Source organism: Herbaspirillum rhizosphaerae (assembly GCF_046025915.1).
Classification (GTDB): domain Bacteria; phylum Pseudomonadota; class Gammaproteobacteria; order Burkholderiales; family Burkholderiaceae_D; genus Herbaspirillum; species Herbaspirillum rhizosphaerae_A.
This window is the reverse complement of record NZ_JAQQFR010000003.1, coordinates 104,625-124,763: the sequence shown is the minus strand read 5'-3', so window position 1 is coordinate 124,763 and position 20,139 is coordinate 104,625. Positions and strand designations below refer to the sequence as shown.

Below are 20,139 nucleotides of genomic sequence, written 5' to 3'. Positions count from 1 at the left end.
ACCTCGAACTCATCAATCGAAAGCATGAAACGAGCTGCTAGTGCGCTCCTATGCTGACGTCCGGATGTAGATCTGGATCGAAAACGGGCCCAGTTATTGGAGTGATCGACGTGGCGTTAGCAGGGATTATTCGGCGCCGGCACCTGCATGACCAGATATCGCTGAGGGCGATTTCCAAGCGACTTGGCAATCTCCAGGAATACCGTAGACGCACCCTGCGCTCTGAAACTATAGCGCCAGCCTACGCTGACCGGCGTTCAGCCAGTGCGTTGGATGTGCCCGCATTCAAACTGTCCACAGCGCTGAAAACTGAATCCACCAAATCTCGCAAGCAAAAACGCAGCCTCAAGCAAATGCATGCGTTCTTATGATCGCGTTGCCGCGTTCGGCCGACAACGGAAAGTGGATCAATTGGAAGAGAGCAATTCTGCCTGCAAAGGAACAAAACGATTACCGACCGAGCTGCCATTCAAGGAAATCTATGCCCTCGCATCCCATTTTCGGTCGAAGTACAGAGTTCGGTATATAAATTGATGGCGTCCTGAGCGGATCCCTCCTTCTGAAGAGTCGCCCGTGCATTTTCTGTTGTTGTTCGAAATATGGTCAGGGCGATATCGCGCTGAGTTGGAGATAGCGCTGAGTAGATTGCATGCAGAGCTGTGTTGTATATCGTCAGTTGCAACTTGAGTTTTTGAATTTCGAGCGAATCGATCATGAGGTTTTTTTGAGATGGAGTGAGCCAAATACCAAAGCACGTGCAGGTTCAGTGGAGCTTTCCACAACGCTCTTTGAAGACACTGTGGGATGGATCGACGTCAAGTTAAAGAAGATCGCATCGGCGGTGCAGCGCTGTGGACGGCACGCATGATATTTCCCCTATTTCTCCTGTTACGCAGCGATTCTTTTAACTGGCGTAGATGTTGAAGTGACATTCCTTATTGCCGCAGGGTGTGCAGTTACGGAACCGACTGATTCCTCCACTTTAAAAATAGACACGGAGGCGCGGAGACGGTCGGCCTGATCTGCCATTGCTTGTGCTGCGGCTGTTGCTTGCTCGACTAGCGCAGCATTCTGCTGAGTTACTTCATCCATTTGAGTTATGGCGATATTGATCTGGGCGATACCGGTATGTTGTTCGCTCGAGGCTGCCGCGATCTCACTCATGATATCCGTAACGTTTTGTACGGACTGAACGACTTCTGACATCGTCTTGCCGGCGTCCGAGACAAGTTGCGACCCCGCGTTAACATGCTGAACTGAGGCGCCGATGAGGTCCTTAATTTCTTTTGCCGCAATTGCGCTGCGCTGTGCCAACGTACGAACTTCGCTGGCAACGACCGCAAAGCCTCTGCCTTCTTCTCCCGCGCGCGCTGCTTCTACGGCTGCGTTGAGTGCAAGAATGTTGGTTTGAAAAGCAATCGCCTCCACCGAAGCAATAATCTCTGTAACTTTGCGAGAGCTTTCCGAAATATCAGACATCGTCTTCACGACGCCCTCCACAACTTTTCCACCCTTTAACGCATTGGTAGAGGCCGCATTCGCCAGTGTGCTCCCTTGCTTTGCGTTGTTCGTGTTTTGCTCAACAGCCGATGTAATTTCCTCCATGCTTGACGCGGTTTCCTCCAGCGACGCAGCCTGTTCTTCTGTGCGCCGGGATAAGTCGAGGTTTCCTTGTGCGATTTCGCCGGCAGCTGTTGCTATTGACTCAGCAGAGTGCTGGATACCGATCACTACGCTATTTAACTGGCTACGCATTTTTTCCAACGAGACCATCAAACTACTAGGACTGGCTGCATTTAAATCCAGAGCGACAGCCAGATTACCTTGTGAAATCTCGCTTGCAATATATTGCGCCTGGCTAGGCTCGCCACCCAATTGTTTCAATATACTTCTGACGATTAAAAATGCAGTAAGGATTCCCAAAAGAAGCGCGATCCCTGAAACGATGAAAGTTGTTCTGCGCAATCGCTGATATGTTACGTCAGCCTCAGCTGCTGCCTCGTCATTGAGCTGATCCTCAAAGGCAACCAGTTCTGCAAGACGATTCAGCCAAATCGTTTGTTTAGGGCGGATTTCTTGAACAAGAAGCGACGCGATCGACTCAACATTGTTACTCGCACCTAGCGCTGCGGCCTTTTCAATAAGAGGGGTTACTGCTGCTTCATCAGCTTTTAGCGCGGCAAATAGTTCGCGCTCTCTCTGCGTGGTTCCTGACTCCTGCGTAAAAAGCCTGCCTAGTTCCTGATAGGAATCAGCATATTTTTTTTCAAGCGGTTTCAGGCGAGCCAACTCATTTTTAATAAGCTCCTGATCTGTGAATAGTGCCAAATTCCTTACGACAAGAGCGCGAGTTTGCACACTTGTTGCCATTTGGTTCGCCAATTTTGCTTCGGCATTGTTGACGTAGGTAATTTCGTTCAGCTTATCTCGGAGGCTCGACATTCCAGAGATGCCAAATATTGCTACTACAATCAGGGCTACCAACACGACTGAAAAGCCAATGCTCAGCCTGGTGGACACTTTCATATTTTTCATTTCCCTCTCCTCGACGATACGTTACGTTAGGATGTTTCAGAAATAGATAGAGCCAACAACCTCGCGTGAAACTACTGAATAGCGGCTTACCAATATTTGGGATTGAGATAATTTTTCGTTTAGTTTGCGGATTGAGATTTGGTCGCACCTGAATGTGCCTTCACATCGAAGGGACACAATTCCAATTAACATATCGAGTAACGGATCAGAATAATCGACATCGCATCATTCGATATCATTCGTCGGTAGTCACGTCGCCGTAGAGCAGCCGAGCAGCCGAGCAGATAAGGGGCCTCGCAGCACTTTAGACAATTCCACCAAAGATACGACGTCGTGCCAGTTGAATCGATATGTACATCGAATTCCCACAGCGACGGTATACATAGTAGAAACGGATAAACTCGCTAAACTTCATCTTATTGATTCTTCAATCTACGCAACTCTATGCAAACATTTGAGCTGATATCAGCCTTCATTTGTGCTTGCAGTCGGCGCGTTACTCACTTTAATTTGAAAATCGTGACAAGTTGCTTAAGATTCCTAGCCTGGTCTTCCAGCGAATGTGCTGCTGCTGCTGCCTCTTCAACCAGCGCTGCATTTTGTTGTGTCACACCGTCCATCTGTACAATCGCCTGATTGACTTCCTTGATACCGGCGGCTTGTTGCTGGCTGGCTGAATTGATCTCCCTGACAAGGGTATTAGCGCTCTGCACACTTCCCACCACTTTGCTCATGGTAGCGCCGGCCTGCTCCACCAGCCTGCTGCCAGAGGCGACTTTGTCTACCGACTCATTGATGAGTATCTTGATTTCCTTTGCGGCAGTGGCGGAACGCTGAGCCAGGCCGCGGACTTCGGATGCCACGACAGCAAACCCTCTACCCTGCTCGCCCGCACGGGCCGCTTCTACCGCTGCATTGAGTGCAAGGATATTGGTCTGAAACGCAATGCTGTCGATGACGCTGATAATGTCGACGATCTTGCGGGAAGAATCGTTGATCGTATTCATCGTTTGAATCAATTGGGCCATGACATCGCCGCCTTCGCCGACAACTTCGGCGGCAGACGCCACAAGTTGCTGCGCCTTACTAGAATTTTCGGCGTTCTTGCCAACGCTTGCCGTCAATTGCTCGATGGATGCGGCAGTTTCTTCAAGCGCACCAGCCTGCTCTTCCGTACGGGAAGAAAGATCGAGGTTTCCAGATGCAATCTCGCCCGAGGCGATGGCAATACTGTCTGCGCCATTGCGCACGTTTGAAACAATCACGTGCAGTTGTTCGCTCATCCTCTGCAGCGACATGACGAGTTCTCCGACTTCGTCCTTGCGAGTAACCTTCGCCTCCGAAGTCAGGTCGCCGGAAGAAACTTGCTTGGAAATTGCCAATGCCATGTCGATCGGGCGCGTAATGCTCTTTGTCAGCACGATGGCGAAGAAGATGCCGGCGAGGAGAATGACACCTTCCAGAATGAGGATCAGTTTTTGACTGTTTTCAGCCGTATTTTCAACATGTTGCGCAATTGTGTCTATCCTGCCGCGCTCGAAGTCGAGTAGCTTGCGCATTGCGTCTTGAGTCCCTTTTGCGACGGGAAGATATTCAGACTCGAAAATACCTGATATCTCATCTGTCTTGCCCTCCTTCTTCAGCTTGTAAATACTGTCCCTGACGATCAGAAACCTCTTGCGATAGTCATTGATGTTCTTGAACAGCTGACGCTCTTCGTCCGTCGAAAGCAGTTTCTCTACTTGCGCCAAGGTCTCGGCAGAGGCCTTGCTGGACTGGGCGGCTTCCTTTGACAAAAAAGCGTCCAACTCAGGGTCTTTGCTTTTAACCACCGACGTCGTACGTTGAATGGCGTTAAGTAACAGCGTGTTCCATTCGGAGACCAGACGCTCCGAGCGCAACGGCTCGTCCATCATGGAGCGAGTCTCTTCCGTCACGGCTTTCAGTCGCAAAACACCGATACCAGCAACCAGAATCGAAAAGATCAATACGACTGCGAAACCGCCCCCTAAGCGCGGACCAATTTTTATATTTTTCAACATGAGGTGTACCGTCATTAAGACCGTTGCGTGCAGCGGTCTGCAGTTCTATGAAATATTTGACATGCTTCCCCAGCATGCCCCGGAAAATCCGGTGATTATCTGCCTGGCACCGACTGTCACGATAGAGGCACTCCAGCATCACGCTGGATTCTAGAAGTGTCTACGCATGCTCACCATATCAATATTGCGAACGGATATTTGCCGTATCGGCAAAGCACCTGCCACTTTGTCAACTCAGCGAAGACGAATGCAACTCAATGCCTCAACCTTGACACCGAATGTTGCAATATGCGCTGGTACAGGCAAGCCCCGGGCTAATGCCGCATAGGCTTCGCCAGCGGCGGGAGCGGACTGGATACCGTACCCGCCTTGCCCTGCCGCCCAGAAAAAACCTGGCAGCCGGTCATCGAACCCACCGACAAAACTGCCATCCTCGACGAAAGAGCGCAAACCTGCCCAGACGTGCGAGGGTCGGCGGATAGAAAGCGTGGTAGCGGCCTGGATGTGGTCGATGGCGATCGCAATATCCAGTTCCTCCGCCTGTACGTCGTGTGGCTCGACCGGATCCGCATTGGCTGGAGAGCCCAGTAACAAACCAGCGTCGGGCTTGATATAGAACGACTCATCGACGCTCATGAACATTGGCCATGCATCGCTGCGGTACGCGCTGTCTACAGCGAAAGTAAATGCCGAGCGGCGTTTTGGCACTAACCCGATCGGCAAGGCACCCGCCATTTTCCCGATGACGTCAGCCCATGCCCCGGCAGCATTGATCACTACCGGTGCATAGAAATTTTCTTGCGATGTCGACACCTGCCAACGACCTTCTGTGTAGGCAAGCCCCTGCACATCGGCGTCGCAGACTACACATGCACCAGAGTTCCGCGCGCCGCGCAGGAAGCCTTGGTGCAAACTGTGAACGTCGATGTCCGAGGCATCTGCTTCATATACGGCGCCACCGATCTCTTCGCGACGTAAGACCGGAACGAGCAGGCATGCCTCATCGGCGCTCAGCCGCTGCACCTTGTCCGATACCGAACGTACCAGCGCTTCATGGGCATCAAGTTGCGCCAGTTGATCGGGTCGCGCGATAAACATTGCGCCGCGTGGCGTCAGCAGCGGATGTTCAGAGAATCCCACTGGTGGATGGTCGAAAAATGCACGGCTGGCACAGGTTAACGCCCTTACCTGCGGTGGGCCGTAACTTTCCATATAGGCCGCAGCAGACCGTCCGGTGCTGTGATACCCGGGCTGAGATTCCCGCTCCAGCAGGATGACACGGCCATGCGGCGCCAGCCAGTACGCAATCGAGGCACCGGCAATACCGGCACCGACGATCAGAAAATCTACTGATGTCTCGGCAGCAGAAGACGATGAATGGTGATTTTGCATAGTAATTAATATCCTCTCGGCACAACCTTGCGCGCCTTCAGACCGCTGGAGCGGCAGCCATGTCCGTTTTCCCATGCACTTCCTGTGGCGGATGCGTGACGATGGATTTCAAATCAACTTTGCTACGCCGGAGCTGCGGCAAGTCCGGCCGTGGCCTGCGGAGTTCATTGGTGCTGTTGAATAAATGCTCCAGCGCCGCAGCACACCCAAGTAGTTGGCGATCGGCACGGAAGGCTCCCGTCACCTGCAGTCCGAATGGCATCTGCTTGTGATCCAGGCCGCACGGCAAAGAGATCGAAGGATTGGTCGCCAGCGTCACCACGTAGGTCAACGCCAGCCAGCGATAATAATTTTCCAGCGCTACACCATTGATCTGTTTCAGATACAGTTCGCTCCAAGGAAAAGGCGACACGGGCGTGGTCGGCGACAAGATCAGATCAAACTTGGTGAATAGCGTTTGAAAGCGCCGGAAAATGCGCGTTTGTTCGCCTTGTGCCCAAGCGCTGTCCGCCAACGTCATGGCAGCGCCCAATTCATAGTTGGCGCGCGTGTTGGGTCCCAACGACGACGGGTCACGGCGATAGGCGGCCTCAAAGCCGGCAAAGAAACTCTCTGCACGGATCACGTCGAAGCAGCGATGGGCTTCACCCATCTCCACACTCATCTCCTCACATACTTTCACATGAGGGCTGATGGCTGCGATTTTGTTGCGAAAGACTTGGCGGATGTCGTTATCAACCTCGCAAATGCCGAAATCTTCGGTATAGCCGATGCGCAGCTGTGACAGATCGACATCCGGCAAGGTCGCAAACGGATCCTCTCCCAACGGGTAACTCAGGGGGTCGGTGATATCCATGCCGGCGCTTGCACGCAGTTGCAATACGGTGTCTGCCACGTCGCGTCCCATTGGGCCGACGACCGAGATAGGCGTCCAGCCCAGCAGTTTTCGCTCACTCGGCACCAGCCCTGGCGAGGGCCGAAAACCTACCACACCGCATTTGGCCGCCGGAATACGCAACGACCCGCCGGTATCGGAACCGCTGCAAAGTGGCAGCAGGTCGATTGCCAGTGCCGCTGCCGAGCCACCCGATGAACCACCGGCATTGAGAAGCGGATTAAATGGATTGCCGGTCGCTCCCCAGACTGTATTTCGACTATTAGCGCCTGCCCCCATTTCAGGCACATTCGTCTTGCCGGCGACAATGGCGCCCGCGCGGCGCAAACGGGCCACCAACACGTTGTCGCGCGCGGGAATATTGTTGCGGTAAATAGGCGATCCGTAGGTGGTCAGCAAACCTTCGGTTTCTTCCAGATCCTTGATGCCGATCGGCAAGCCGTGCAGCAGACCCAATGGCCTGCTTTCCATTACGGCCTGCTCTGCATGGCGAGCTTCACGCCGGGCGCGCTCGAAGCAGGTTGCCGTGACGGCGTTGATACGAGGATTGAGGTCTTCTATACGGGCGATGCAGGCGTCCAATAATTCTACCGGCGAAAGCTGCTTCGCACCAATCAGTGTACGCAGGCGGACTGCACTTTCTTCTACGATGTTGGGATCCGGCATAAAGGTCCTTGAGATGGCTGACAGGCTCACGCGTGCTGTGCGTAGGCAGAGGATTTCATCGTGCGGATGAAGAGACTGACAAGCACCGAGAAACATGCTGCGGCAATCAGAAAGCTGAATGCGTAGTCATAATTACTAAAGGCACTGACCAGGAAACCGATTACTAGCGGAGAAATAAAACCCGCTGACTGGCCACCCAGATTGACCATTCCGATGCTGGTGCCGATAAGGTTCGCGGGCAACATCTTGGTCGGCAGCGCAATGCAAGTTGCCAGCACGAAGGACTTAAAGAAGTACGCCATGCACTGATAAGTGATCAGCGCGGCGATACTGTGAGAGGTGTACATACAATAAACGAAGATCGCCGTCAGTATTGAGCTACCGATCAACAGATAGCGTTCGCGTCCATCGAAAAACCGTATCATCACCCAGCCGCCAATGGCCGTGGCGATGCCGGCAAGCACATAGGGCAAGGGCAATAGCAAGCCAACCGATTTCAGGTTCAGGCCGCGCTGTGTCATCAGGTACGTCGGCATCCAGGAGTCCAACCCCTTGTTGACGATGCTCAGCCCGAACCAGACCGCCACGATCTGCCACATCAGGGGCATTTTCAATAGGGTGCGAAAAGCCTCTTTATTGATCGCCTTTTTTTCCATTTCTTCAATAGGACTGCCCTTAACTGTCCTGATCGGTTTCACCAAAAACCAATACAGCAGCGCAAACACCAGGCCGGCGATGCCGATGTAATGAAACACATTGCGCCAGCCAAATTGGATGATCATCGGAGCAATAATCAGCGGCGCCAGCATGCTGCCTACGTAGTTGGATGACATCAGCAGCGATGACATCTTGGGACGCTCATCCTTATTGAAGGTTTCTGCCACGCCCTTAACGCTGGCAGCCGGAAACGCCCCTTCGCCAAGACCGAAAACGAAGCGGATGATGACCAAGCTGGAGATCGACCATGCCAGGCCGGTGAAGGCGGTAAATACCGACCACATCAGAATCGAAATGACGATCACCGGCCGCGATCCGAAACGGTCCGCAAGCCAGCCTCCCGGTAATTGCAAGAGAGAGTAGCCAAGAAAAAAACTACTCAGCAAAATTCCCAGATCGGAAGGCTTTAGCTGAAATTCGCTGGCAATATAAGTCGCCGCAAACGTAATTGCGGCTCGGTCGACATACGACACGCACCAGCCCAGGTAAAGCAGCGACAGCACCACATATTTGTATGCTCCCGTTCCTGTTGCTACCTTCATGCTCAGCTTCCTTCCGGGTGGAATTGACTTTATGGCGTCTGTAACTTCGTTGCGTAGAAGATCGCAAGCGTATTGGGATGCCGGTTGTAGTCGATCCTAAGACCAGCGTTGGTTTGCCACAAGAATAAAGTTTCGAATAACTGATTGCCGATTCGGCAAACCACTCCTAAAATGTGCTTCATGACAAATACTCGTGTCCTCCAAGAAACGGCTGTGCGTTACTTCCTTGAAGTAGTTCGGCGCGGTTCCATTACTGAGGCGGCGTTAACGCTGAATGTGGCTTCTTCCGCCATCAGTCGTCAAATTTCCCGACTGGAAGATGAGCTGGATACCCCTTTGTTCGAACGTATATCGCGCGGCATGAAACCGAATGCTGCGGGGGAATTGCTGGCCGCCCACGCCTTGCGGGCGCAACTGGAAACAGAGCGTATCGGCAATGAGTTGCTAGCCCTGAAGGGCTTGCGCCGCGGCGAAGTGAAACTGGCCAGTACAGAAGGGTTCGCCCTGGACTTCCTGCCGGAAGCGATTGAGCACTTCCGCAAGCAGCATAGCGGCATCCGCTTCGAGCTATCCGTCGGGGCCGCTGGCGACGTGGCGCAGGCAATCCGCGAAGGCTCGGTCGATATCGGCCTGACTTTTACCATGGCGCCCGACCGTGATATCAAAGTGGAATATGCTCAACGCGCTCCTATTCTGGCAGTGATGCATCCGCATCATCCTTTAGCTGGACGCAAGCAAGTGGTGCTATCAGAACTGGCCGGCTATCCGCTCGCGCTGCCAAAAAAGAACATTACCATGCGCCGCCTGATTGACGCCTGCTGCAGTCGCAAGAACTTGCTGCTGGAGGCCACACTGAGTAGCGACTCCATCAACGCCTTATTGGGATTTGCCCTCGCAGGCGATGGAGTGACCTTTGCCGTGGGACTATCGATCCGAAAACTGGTCCAGAATGGCCAGCTCGTCGCACTGCCAATCCGAGACCGTGACATGAATACGCTTCAAATGGAAATCCAGTCCCTGTCAGGACGCACCTTACCGCAAGCAGCCCGCGCCTTTCTCAATACATTGACTACGTGCGCGAGCACTGACAACGCTCTTTTGGAAGGAAACGGTTGATGCAGCCTCAGACAGAAATCGTTGCCAGTGGCAATGCACAGATCGCGGTTGAATGGGCCGGCAATGGCCGCCCGATCGTTTTCCTGCATGCTAACGTCGCAGATCGTCGAATGTGGCGTCATCAGTTTGACACGCTCTCCGACAGCTATCGTGTCATCGCTTTTGACCGGCGTGGATTCGGTGAGACCAGGATGGTAGACGAACCCTATCGCCAGACAGACGATCTATTTGCCGTGTTGGATCAATTAGCTGACAGTGAAGAAGCGGCTATTCTGGTTGGCTGCTCACGCGGTGGCGGCATCGCCATCGATGCCGCCCTCGCCGCCCCTAAGCGGATTGCGGCACTGGTTTTGGTTGCCCCAGGCGTCGGTGGCGCTCCTGCTACGACGCCGATCTCGGCAGTACAACGTCTGCTGGACGCCACCGCAGCGGCCAGCAAGTTCGGAGATCTCGACAAGGTCAATCGACTGCAAGCCGCACTTTGGCTCGATGGCCCCCTTACGAAGGAGGGACGTATCGGAGGAGAAGCTCGGGAACTGTTCCTGTCCATGAACGCGGTCGCTTTGGCGACCCCGTCACTGGGCCGTGCAATCGAACCTGAGCCGGTTTGGGACCGGCTCGACCAAATCACGGTTCCTGTCCGTATCCTGTGCGGCACCCTCGATATCCCGCACATCAAATCACGTTGTGAACAACTCGCAGCAAGGCTGCCGAACAGCCAACTTGAGATGCTGAACGGATGCGCTCACTTGCCAAGCCTCGAGAAACCCGAGCATTTCACCGAGCGGCTACTGACGATTCTCGCCGACTGCCATGAAAGTAATTATCAAATGATTCGCCAACACGATGAATGACTCACCATAAAAGGCGCAATTTTTTGTAAACAATTTGTCGCTACCTTACTCAGAATTGCGAGGCGACCAATCGAGAGCCGTATTGCCTTTTTTGAACTGATGATAGCCGTGACAATTAACGGGTGACACCTGATAGCGCTTTCGTCCCTGAAGTCTGACAGCCATAATTGACACATAAAAGTATATGTTTCTTAGCGCCCCACCTGAAAACGAACAACCTATTCGCTGATACCATCAATCGCTGCGCATATTATCGGACTCAAGGAGAAATCGTCTGTTACTTCCAAAGACCATCAAACGTGATCTCTTGATTTTGTGGATATTGATTGCTACGGTCGCGCTGACATTAGCGTGGCTGCTGTTGCAACTAAGCCGCCAAGGAGCATCGTCGCAGATTGCCCAAGCACGCAATCGTGTTTCGATAAGCTGCGAAACGATTCGGGCTGGTGCTTTACGAGCACACCTCGTGGCATCGAAAAACGATGTTGCAACTTCGCTTTCGTCTTCAGCATCACAAGCTGTAATCGATCTGGCACTCAATGAAGAGCCTGGCATGGAGGGTGGTTTTTGGCAAGCTGGGCAAGGAGTCGTCGCTTACGCATTCCCGACTTATGACGGCACCGGTATCAAGCGCGATCCTCCGAGCGCTGAACTTGAGCGAATCGTTTCAATCGCACAGCGCGCGCGCGACTCTGCCAGTCTGATCACCGACGTACGCCCTGGACTACGAGAAGCTGTCGTTTTCGCAGCCTGCCCTGTGGAATCTGATTCAATACCCTTGATTGCGTGGACGCTTAAGCGCGTGCCCATTTTCGGCGCCGATGTATTGAATCAGTTACTCATCGCTCTGGGACTCTTGCTGGGTTTTGTCATCCTATCGGGGGCGTGGCTTGGATGGACCATCACACGGTGGAGACAGCAGTTTGCACAGGTGTCGGAACAGCTCGCTCAGGCAGAACGTCTGGCCACGCTTGGACGTATTTCGGCCGGACTTGCACATGAAATACGTAATCCTCTTGGCACCATGCGGATGAAGGCAGAGAACGCGCTGGCAGCGCCTGCCGACGTCCGCGAGGTCCGCGTAGCGGGAGCATTGGAATCGGTACTCTCACAAACTGCGCGTTTAGAATTGTTAGTATCGAGCTTGCTGGCATTGACCCAGCCATTTCGTGTTGAACGCAAGCCGGTAGATCTATACGAATGGCTTGAGGAACGGCGGCAAGCTCACATCGACACAGCATTAAAAAATGATGTCCGGATTGATTTGGTGATTGCCCCTGATACAGCCCTGTTGGCTCAAAGAACCTGCCAGTTTGATCCGGTGCAAATGGCGAGAGTATTGGACAATCTTCTTCTTAATGCATTAGCCCATACCGGTCGAGCCGGGGTTATAGAGATCGGCGCCAACCGTTTGCAAAATGGTGCTTTGCAATTGTGGGTTGCTGATAACGGTGCGGGCATACCTGTTGAGTTGCGCCACAGTATTTTTGAGCCATTTACTACCGCTCGCCCGGGAGGCACGGGATTAGGCTTGGCCCTCGTGAGAGAGATCATTCAGGCTCATGGCGGCAAGATCACACTTGTAGAAACGTCGACTGGCGCGCGGTTTGAAATGGAGTTGCCATGGCACGCATCCTGATTGTCGACGACGACGTCGCGTTCCGTAACAGCCTGGCGGAGACGCTACGCGATCTTCGCCACACTGTGCTTGAAACCGGTACCTGCGAAGCAGGTCTGCATCGCCTTCGCACCGAAGTAGTAGACGCTGCTATCGTCGACTTCCGATTGCCTGGCGATGACGGATTGGTATTCCTGCGCCGCGCGGCGCAGATATCGACGATACCGTGCATTATGCTCACGGCCTATTCCAGTGGCAGCAATACGATCGAAGCGATGCGTTTAGGTGCTTTTGATCATCTGATCAAGCCAGTTTCGAGAAATGCACTTGTAGAAATGCTTTCCCGGGCGCTGCAATACAGGCAGGCAGCAGAGGATCATCATGATGCCTTAGCCTCGACGCCTCTGGAAATTTCAAGTGATCGTCACGAACTCATCAGCAGCAGCGAAGCCATGCGTCAAGTGTTCAAACGTATCGGATTGGCTTCTGGCAGTGATGCGACCGTCTTGATAACCGGAGAGACCGGCACCGGTAAAGAACTGGTGGCGCAGGCCTTGCATCGCAACAGTCCACGATCCGGCAAACCGTTTGTCGCCGTGAATTGCGCTGCGATCCCGGCCGATTTGATGGAAAGCGAATTATTCGGGCACGTCAAAGGCGCATTTACGGGAGCGATTACCGACCGGGTGGGACGGTTTCGTGAGGCCGATGGCGGCACCCTATTCCTGGATGAAATCGGCGATATGGCCTTGCCGACACAAGCCAAAATTCTACGTGTGCTGCAAGAGCGCGAACTGACGCCTATCGGTGGAAATCAGGTAATTTCTGTCAATGTGCGGATTGTGGCGGCGACGCACCGGGATCTTCCGGCCAATGTGAAAGAAGGACGTTTCAGAGAAGATCTCTGGTATCGGCTTCAGGTGGTGCCAATTTTTCTCCCCCCGCTACGCGAACGTTTTAGTGACGTGCTGCAGTTAGCCGAACATTTCTTGCGCCTGATCAGCGGCGACACGCCAAAGCGCTTGACCCCGGCTGCCGCCAAAATGTTGCTGGCCTATCACTGGCCCGGCAATGTACGTGAATTGCGTAACGCCATGGAGCGCGCAGCAGTTCTGAGTCATGGGAAATTTATCGACGCACAGCACATCGGTTTGCCGGCCAACTCAGGATCGGCACCAGGACCAGATATCGATTGGAATGGAAGTCTGGCTGACGCTGTGAGCTATGTTGAGCGAGAAATGATCGTACGTGCATTGGCGGCTGCTGCAGGAAGCCGATCCGATGCAGCGCGTCGCCTTGGCCTATCGCGTCAGCAACTCTATCGCAAGCTGGAAGAATTTGGCATCACCTGAGACGGTATGTCAGTCGACATTGTCCGATTACGTGACATGACATTGTCACCAGAGCGGACAATCTAGTTGCAAAAAACAGGTAAGTCATTGATTTATAAAGATTCTGATGTAGGCATGATGATTGCGATAGTGATGATGTCACCCATCACTTCAAGGAGTTATCATGCACTCTCTCCGAGCACTCAGTGCCATTGCCGTAATCCGTGCCATCGCCGTTGCAGTCGGGTCGTACTCCATCAGCGCTTACGCCTTGCCTCCAGTTCCTGAGGACGTCCCACCACCTCCGCCGTCCGGGCAACTTACTTCGGTAAGCATGGTGATTCCGCCGGTTGCACAGGGACAGGTCAAGCGCATGCTAATCAATCCTTATGGAGAAGTAGACGGCTTGCGGCTTGAGGACGGCACTATTGTTAAATTTCCACCCCACATGAGCAATGCCTTGGCTGACTCGGTCAAGCCAGGCCAGATGGTCCGTGTTCTCGGACGTTCTGAAGCGCGTGGCACAGTCAAAGCCGATGCGATCATCAACCTGGCGACATCGCAGACCGTATTCGACCAGCCACCCGCAGTTGGGGATGGCAGGCCGCTGCCACCCCACTTGCGCGCCCAGACTCTACGGACACAAAAGGCAGAAGGCAGGATCGATGCGGTGTTGACCGGTCCGCGGGGGGAAGCCAACGGTGTCATTCTGACCAATGGCAGCATCGTTCGCTTTCCTTCTGAAAGCTTGCGCCTGTCAATGCAGCAAGGAGCGCCTTTTGCGGCATCTGGATTAGGAACCAGCAATGCCTACGGTACGTCGCTGGAAGCCGTGAGCGTTGGTACGAGCCTGTCAACACTTCAACCTATCTACGATCGATTGCCCTGAGATGGCCGGATTACCGGTGCCTGTCCGGGTGCGCATGGCGGTGTTCACCCGGACAGGAAAACAGACGTCTCTGAATTGCCTACCTTTATAAAGAACAACAACACATGTCTCCCAAAATCTTACCTATCGTTTTCCTGCTGGTGTCGAATGTCTTTATGACTTTCGCCTGGTATGGTCATCTCAAATTCGAAAACAGACCTTTATATGTAGTCATCCTGGTCAGTTGGATGATTGCTTTCGCTGAATACTGTTTTGCCGTGCCTGCAAATCGCATAGGCCACACCGTCTACAGTGCTGCGGAGTTGAAGACCATGCAGGAAGTTATCACCCTGGTGGTGTTTTCCATTTTTTCCATCTTTTATCTGGGAGAACAATTCACGCTCAATCATTTGATCGGCTTTGCCTTTATCTGCCTTGGGGCCTTTTTTATCTTCAAGGGACCCATCGGGTAGAAATCATCATGACGACGCGACGATCGCCCCCTCCTTCCGTAGCATGGTTACCTGGACTGAATTTCTTTTTGGCTGATGTGCGTGATGGGCTGGGGCCCTTTCTCGGCATATTTCTCATGAGCCGAGGCTGGCAGGCAGATGATATTGGCTATGTCATGACGATCGGCGGCATCGCCGGGATGTTGGCAACAACGCCGCTGGGAGCATTAGTTGATGCTTCCAGATCAAAGCGATTTTTGCTGGCACTCGGAGCTGTTTTTGTAATCATGGGGACGCTGGCACTTTTCATTTCCTCGTCGTTTGCCGTCACTGCAGCTTCTCAAATCGGCACCGGTATTGCCGGGGCCATCATCGGCCCCGCCATCGCTGGCATGACGCTTGGCATCGTTGGACAAGATGGATTGGCGCATCAGTTGGGCATCAATGAAGCATGGAATCATGCCGGCAATATGATATCGGCGGCATTCGCAGGACTATTGGGTTACTACTGGGGCTTACCGGCGGTGTTCATTCTCATGGGATTAATGGCTGTTGGCTCGCTGGCCTGCCTCTGGAAAATCAGACCGCAAGACATAGACCACAGCGTCGCCCGGGGACTAGAAAAAGACGCTGGGGATACCAGCTTCGATACATCAGCTCTGAGGGTGCTAACCAGTTCCGTACCGCTGCTGTTATTGGCAACAACAATGATGCTATTTCATTTTGGTAATGCAGCAATGCTTCCCTTGCTTGGACAGTCAATCGTCTCGCAGGGGCTTGCCGATCCCAGTGCATTCACGGCGATGACGATTGTCATCGCTCAATTGGTGATGATTCCCGTTGCCCTATTGGCAGGACGTTCTGCCATGCGCTATGGCTACTGGACGCTGGTGATGGCGGCCATGCTGGCATTGCCTATACGTGGTTTGATCGCTGCATACTGGAATTCGCCGTGGGCTTTGATCCCCGTCCAGCTTCTTGACGGGATCGGTGCCGGGTTGCTTGGCGTGGCGCTTCCGGGGCTTGTGGCGCAGATACTGCGAGGTAGCGGCCATATCAACATCGGCCTTGGCGCGGTGACGACAATTCAAGGCGTCGGAGCCTCATTGAGCCCTGCATTGGCAGGCATGATTGCACACCAATATGGCTATAGCATGGCCTTTATTGTGCTCAGCGCAATCTCTTCCATCGGTCTGTTTGTCTGGTTCTTTTCCGCCGAAGTATTTGCGAACCATAAACCGATCTACAAACGATCCGACGAGCCGACACGACCTATTACGACTATTCCGCCTTGAATCATGACGAACGCTAATCTACGTACGTCGACTGCTTCTTCAAAGGCGACTTAAACCCGGTTGTGGTTTTGCATCGAACACTGCCCCACTCACAGAACATCATGCTGATCACGACCTTAAACAGCGCTTCCGGGGATGGCACGGCCATCCCCGGCGTTGTTTCTGCCCTTAGATCTGACGGATACCTCCGTCGACAAACAGTTCGATACCGTTCACGAAGCTGGCGTCATCGGAGGCAAGGAAGACCGCTGCCTTGGCGATCTCGTCCGGCTCGCCGACACGGCCCATCGGAATGAGCGAGGCCAGGTGATCGAGGAAACCTTGCTGCTGAGCAGGATCGGTGCCGACAAGCTCGACCAGCCCGGGCGTCTTGATCGGGCCGGGGCTAAGGGTATTGATACGGATACCGCGGCCTTTGAGGTCGAGAATCCAGTTGCGGGCAAAGGCGCGAACTGCCGCTTTCGACGCCGCATAGACACTGAACGCTTCGGTTCCGCCGCTCGCGGCGGTCGAACCCGTGAGGATCACGGATGAACCGCTGCCCAGCAACGGCAACGCGGTTTGTACGGTGAACAAAGTGCCTTTCACGTTACGCGAGAACGTATCGTCGAAATGCGCTTCCGTAATCTGACCGAAGGGCATGAACGAGCCGCCGCCAGCGTTGGCCACAAGAATGTCCAGCTTGCCGTGCTGTTCTTTGACGCGATCAAAAAACGCCTGCAGTTGCACGGTGTCTGAGGAGTCCACCGATGCGCTTTGCACGCTACCGCCGATGGTCTTTACGGCCGCATCGAGTTCCGCCTGGCGACGGCCGGTGATGTACACAATCGCACCCTGGCTGACAAAACGCTTCGCAATAGCCAGACCAATACCAGTGCTGCCGCCGGTGACGACTGCCACTTTTCCCGCAAGTTTTAATTCCATGATTTTTCCTTCATCGTTGAAATGCGCACCTGATTAGTGACGCCTGTAACTTAGTGTGGCCTCCCACCTTGTCAAAGAGAAGACAGGCGGCAGCCATATCATTTATGCTTTAGTTGCATAAATTGAATTGAGGGGGATCGAAATGGATAAATTGCTGTGGATGCGCTGCTTCGTACGCGCGGTCGAAACCGGTAGTTTTTCGGTGGTCGCCAGAGAAATGCAAATCGGTCAGCCAAACGTGAGCCGCCATATCGCGTCGCTGGAAAAATCGCTTGGTACGCGCCTGCTGCATCGCTCTACGCGGCATATGGTGGCCACACCCGAGGGTCAGCGTTATTACGCCCAGGCGCGCCATGCGCTTGACATCATTTCTCAGGCCGAGTCCGATGCACATGGAGAGCAAGACCCCCATGGGTTGCTGCGCGTTGCCTGTCCGGAAAGTGTCGGTTCCGAGCTGATCATCGCAGCACTACCGCGTTTTCTCGACCGCTATCCACATGTAGACGTCGAGCTGCGCCTGGGGGACGAGTACATAGACTTGGTGGCCGAAGGGGTCGATATCGCCATCCGCGGAGGGACGCTCAAGGACAGCGCCCTGCGCGCACGGCGCGTGGGCACGTCTGAGCGCATTTGCGTAGCCAGTGATGCCTATCTGCAAAAACACGGCCTGCCGGGGCAACCGGAAGACCTGCTGCGCCATCAATGCATCATCTACACCTTGCTGGCTGGAGGCAGCGGCGCCTGGCCGTTCAAGAATGGACCTGTACCTGTCAGCGGCAGGACGCGACTCAACAACCTCGACGGCATACGCCGCGCCGTACTGCAGGGCTTGGGGGTCGGCTACCTTCCCTCGTGGATGATCGCCAGGGAACTGCGCACGGGCGAACTGCGCGCCTTATTGACCGACCATGCAACAGCCCCGTCCCCTCTGAACGTCTTGTATTCGGCCGACAGGCTGCTGCCGCAGCGGGCCGGCGTCTTCATTGAGTTCATCACAAAGGTGTTTGCGGACACTCCCGGCCTGAACGGCACTTCGCTGGTTTAAATTGATCCATGCTGCCAGCCTCCGGCGAAGACTGCGCCCCGATCGTACGCCCCTCATCACCCAACGCTTGCAGCTCCAGCGTGGAACGTGTATCTAAAGCTGCTCAAGACGAGCCCGAACATCCTTAGCGCGTGTACGGAGCGCATCCAGCTGGTCCCCTTGCATTTTTTGGAGTTGCTTATACACCATGCCCAAACGCGTATTGTTGCGCAGCAGCGGTTCATGACGCGCAAAAAAATCCCAGTACAACGCGTTGAACGGACAGGCGTCGTCACCGAGTTTTTGTTTCGGATCGTATCGGCAGCCCTGGCAGTAGTCGCTCATGCGTTGGATGTACGCACCGCTACTGACATAGGGCTTGGTCGCAATAAGGCCGCCATCCGCCCATTGACTCATGCCCAAGGTATTGGGTAGCTCAACCCACTCGAAGGCGTCTATATATACGCCTAAATACCAGCGATGCAGTGCCTGCGGATCCAGTCCGGCCAGCAGCGAAAAATTACCGATCACCATCAGGCGCTGAATGTGATGCGCGTGCGCAGTCTGCAACGACTGACCGATGGCATGGTGCATGCAGCGCATCTTCGTATCGCCAGTCCAGAACCAGCTTGGCAGGGGCAGCTCGTGACCGAGCGTATTGCACTCGTCATAGCCTGGCATATGAGCCCAATAAATGCCGCGCACATATTCTCGCCAACCGACAATCTGTCGGATAAATCCTTCCACGGCCGCCAACGGCGCACTACCGTTGCGATAGGCTTGCTCTGCGCTGCGCACCACTTCAAGCGGATGAAGCATTTTGACGTTAAGCGCAAACGACAGCAGCGAGTGAAACAAGCGCTGGCTCGTGCTGCTCATGGCATCTTCAAAGTCGCCAAAATGAGGAAGGGAGCTGTTGATGAATGCATCGAGACACGTCAGCGCCTCCTTGCGATTCAAGGGCCAGCGCATCTGCATTGCCTGCGGATCGCCAAAGCTGCGCACACCGCAACGCTGCAACAGCTCCCACAGGGCCTGATGGTCATGGGTCGGACGAGTATCTGCCGGCTCCGCCGGCGTTCCGGGCCAAGGCTTGCGGTTATCGTGGTCAAAGTTCCATTGGCCGCCTTCCGGCTTGCCTTGCGCATCGACAAGCAACGTAAAGCGGCGGCGCATATGGCGATAGAAATGCTCCATCAGCCATTGCTTGCGGCCCGCGTACAGCTGGGCCATTTCGTTGCGAGACGTCAGAAAATGTTCACTGTCGACTTCTGTCGTGGCAAATTGCTGCTGCGCAGCCCATGACCGAAACTCAGCATCCAGTCGCCATTCGTCTGGCGACTGCCATTCCAGGCGCTCTGCATCGTAGCGTCGCATCATTGCCCCCAGATTCTCCGAGATGGATTGTCGGTTGCTCGGATCGTCAAGCGCCACGTATCGTACACGGTGACCTGCCTCACGCAGATGACGCGCGAAGTCGCGCATCGCAGCAAAGATGGCTAAAATTTTTTGTGCATGATGCAATACGTAGTCAGTTTCCTGCCGTACTTCCATGAGTACATAGACGACGTGGGGATCTACGATCTGAAACCATGAATGTTCGGTGTTGAGCTGGTCGCCGAGGACCAGGCGCAAAGTACAAGTACTGCTTGTCATGCGAGGCTCCATTGGTGCAAATACGTCGTGTTTTTCTACTTGTTGCGACTCCGCACCAGGCGATGGTGTTCGGCCAGCTGTCTGTTTATGGCATTGTAGTCAAATCACTCCCTGCTTCTCAACGCCTGCATTTTTACGCTAACAACGCGAGTCGAAAAAAATGGCGCCGTGACAACGGGCGCCATTTCTGGACAAAAAGAACAGTGACTCGC

15 protein-coding genes are annotated in these 20,139 nt (G+C 54.0%); 8 read left to right on the top strand and 7 right to left on the bottom strand.

From position 1 onward, the window contains the following. Positions 1-888: 888 nt before the first annotated feature. The 5 genes from PQR63_RS05445 to PQR63_RS05425 form a co-directional block, all read right to left on the bottom strand. Entirely contained in the window at positions 889-2,535 is a 1,647-nt protein-coding gene (locus PQR63_RS05445; RefSeq protein WP_408166323.1) for a methyl-accepting chemotaxis protein, read from the bottom strand. Positions 2,536-3,035: 500 nt separating this feature from the next. Beyond that, positions 3,036-4,577, bottom strand: a complete 1,542-nt coding sequence (locus PQR63_RS05440; RefSeq protein WP_408166321.1) for a methyl-accepting chemotaxis protein — start codon at positions 4,575-4,577, stop codon at positions 3,036-3,038. Positions 4,578-4,811: 234 nt separating this feature from the next. Then, on the bottom strand, positions 4,812-5,969 hold the full coding sequence (locus PQR63_RS05435) for an NAD(P)/FAD-dependent oxidoreductase (RefSeq protein WP_408166774.1): 1,158 nt from the start codon (positions 5,967-5,969) through the stop codon (positions 4,812-4,814). Between the two features lie 37 nt (positions 5,970-6,006). Next, on the bottom strand, positions 6,007-7,530 hold the full coding sequence (locus PQR63_RS05430) for an amidase (RefSeq protein ID WP_408166320.1): 1,524 nt from the start codon (positions 7,528-7,530) through the stop codon (positions 6,007-6,009). 26 nt (positions 7,531-7,556) lie between these two features. After that, positions 7,557-8,789, bottom strand: coding sequence for an MFS transporter (locus PQR63_RS05425; protein ID WP_408166318.1), 1,233 nt, complete (start codon positions 8,787-8,789; stop codon positions 7,557-7,559). 180 nt (positions 8,790-8,969) lie between these two features. On the opposite strand from PQR63_RS05425, the gene PQR63_RS05420 reads away from it, so the two are divergent. From PQR63_RS05420 to PQR63_RS05390, 7 genes are all read left to right on the top strand, one after another. After that, positions 8,970-9,905: a LysR family transcriptional regulator gene (locus PQR63_RS05420; RefSeq protein ID WP_408166316.1), complete on the top strand. Its 936-nt coding sequence runs from the start codon at positions 8,970-8,972 to the stop codon at positions 9,903-9,905. After that, positions 9,905-10,759, top strand: coding sequence for an alpha/beta fold hydrolase (locus PQR63_RS05415; protein WP_408166314.1), 855 nt, complete (start codon positions 9,905-9,907; stop codon positions 10,757-10,759). The genes PQR63_RS05420 and PQR63_RS05415 overlap by 1 nt, the downstream gene beginning before the upstream one ends. A gap of 307 nt (positions 10,760-11,066) precedes the next feature. Next, on the top strand, positions 11,067-12,398 hold the full coding sequence (locus PQR63_RS05410; RefSeq protein WP_408166312.1) for a sensor histidine kinase: 1,332 nt from the start codon (positions 11,067-11,069) through the stop codon (positions 12,396-12,398). Then, a complete protein-coding gene (locus PQR63_RS05405) occupies positions 12,383-13,729 on the top strand; it encodes a sigma-54-dependent transcriptional regulator (protein ID WP_408166310.1) in 1,347 nt (448 codons plus the stop codon). Before PQR63_RS05410 ends, PQR63_RS05405 begins: the two co-directional genes overlap by 16 nt. A gap of 163 nt (positions 13,730-13,892) precedes the next feature. Next, the gene (locus tag PQR63_RS05400) at positions 13,893-14,597 is read left to right on the top strand and encodes a hypothetical protein (protein WP_408166308.1); all 705 of its coding nucleotides are present in this window, start codon (positions 13,893-13,895) and stop codon (positions 14,595-14,597) included. Between the two features lie 104 nt (positions 14,598-14,701). Next, on the top strand, positions 14,702-15,049 hold the full coding sequence (locus PQR63_RS05395; protein WP_408166307.1) for a DMT family protein: 348 nt from the start codon (positions 14,702-14,704) through the stop codon (positions 15,047-15,049). 8 nt (positions 15,050-15,057) lie between these two features. Then, the gene (locus tag PQR63_RS05390) at positions 15,058-16,323 is read left to right on the top strand and encodes an MFS transporter (RefSeq protein WP_408166305.1); all 1,266 of its coding nucleotides are present in this window, start codon (positions 15,058-15,060) and stop codon (positions 16,321-16,323) included. Positions 16,324-16,491: 168 nt separating this feature from the next. On the opposite strand, the gene PQR63_RS05385 is transcribed toward PQR63_RS05390, so the two are convergent. Continuing rightward, complete coding sequence (locus PQR63_RS05385; RefSeq protein ID WP_408166303.1) at positions 16,492-17,247, bottom strand: SDR family NAD(P)-dependent oxidoreductase; 756 nt, start codon at positions 17,245-17,247, stop codon at positions 16,492-16,494. A 127-nt stretch (positions 17,248-17,374) separates the two neighbouring features. Between PQR63_RS05385 and PQR63_RS05380 the strand changes: the two genes are divergently transcribed. Beyond that, positions 17,375-18,292: a LysR family transcriptional regulator gene (locus PQR63_RS05380; protein WP_408166301.1), complete on the top strand. Its 918-nt coding sequence runs from the start codon at positions 17,375-17,377 to the stop codon at positions 18,290-18,292. 93 nt (positions 18,293-18,385) lie between these two features. On the opposite strand, the gene PQR63_RS05375 is transcribed toward PQR63_RS05380, so the two are convergent. Then, positions 18,386-19,927, bottom strand: a complete 1,542-nt coding sequence (locus tag PQR63_RS05375; RefSeq protein WP_408166300.1) for a cryptochrome/photolyase family protein — start codon at positions 19,925-19,927, stop codon at positions 18,386-18,388. Positions 19,928-20,139 lie beyond the last annotated feature (212 nt).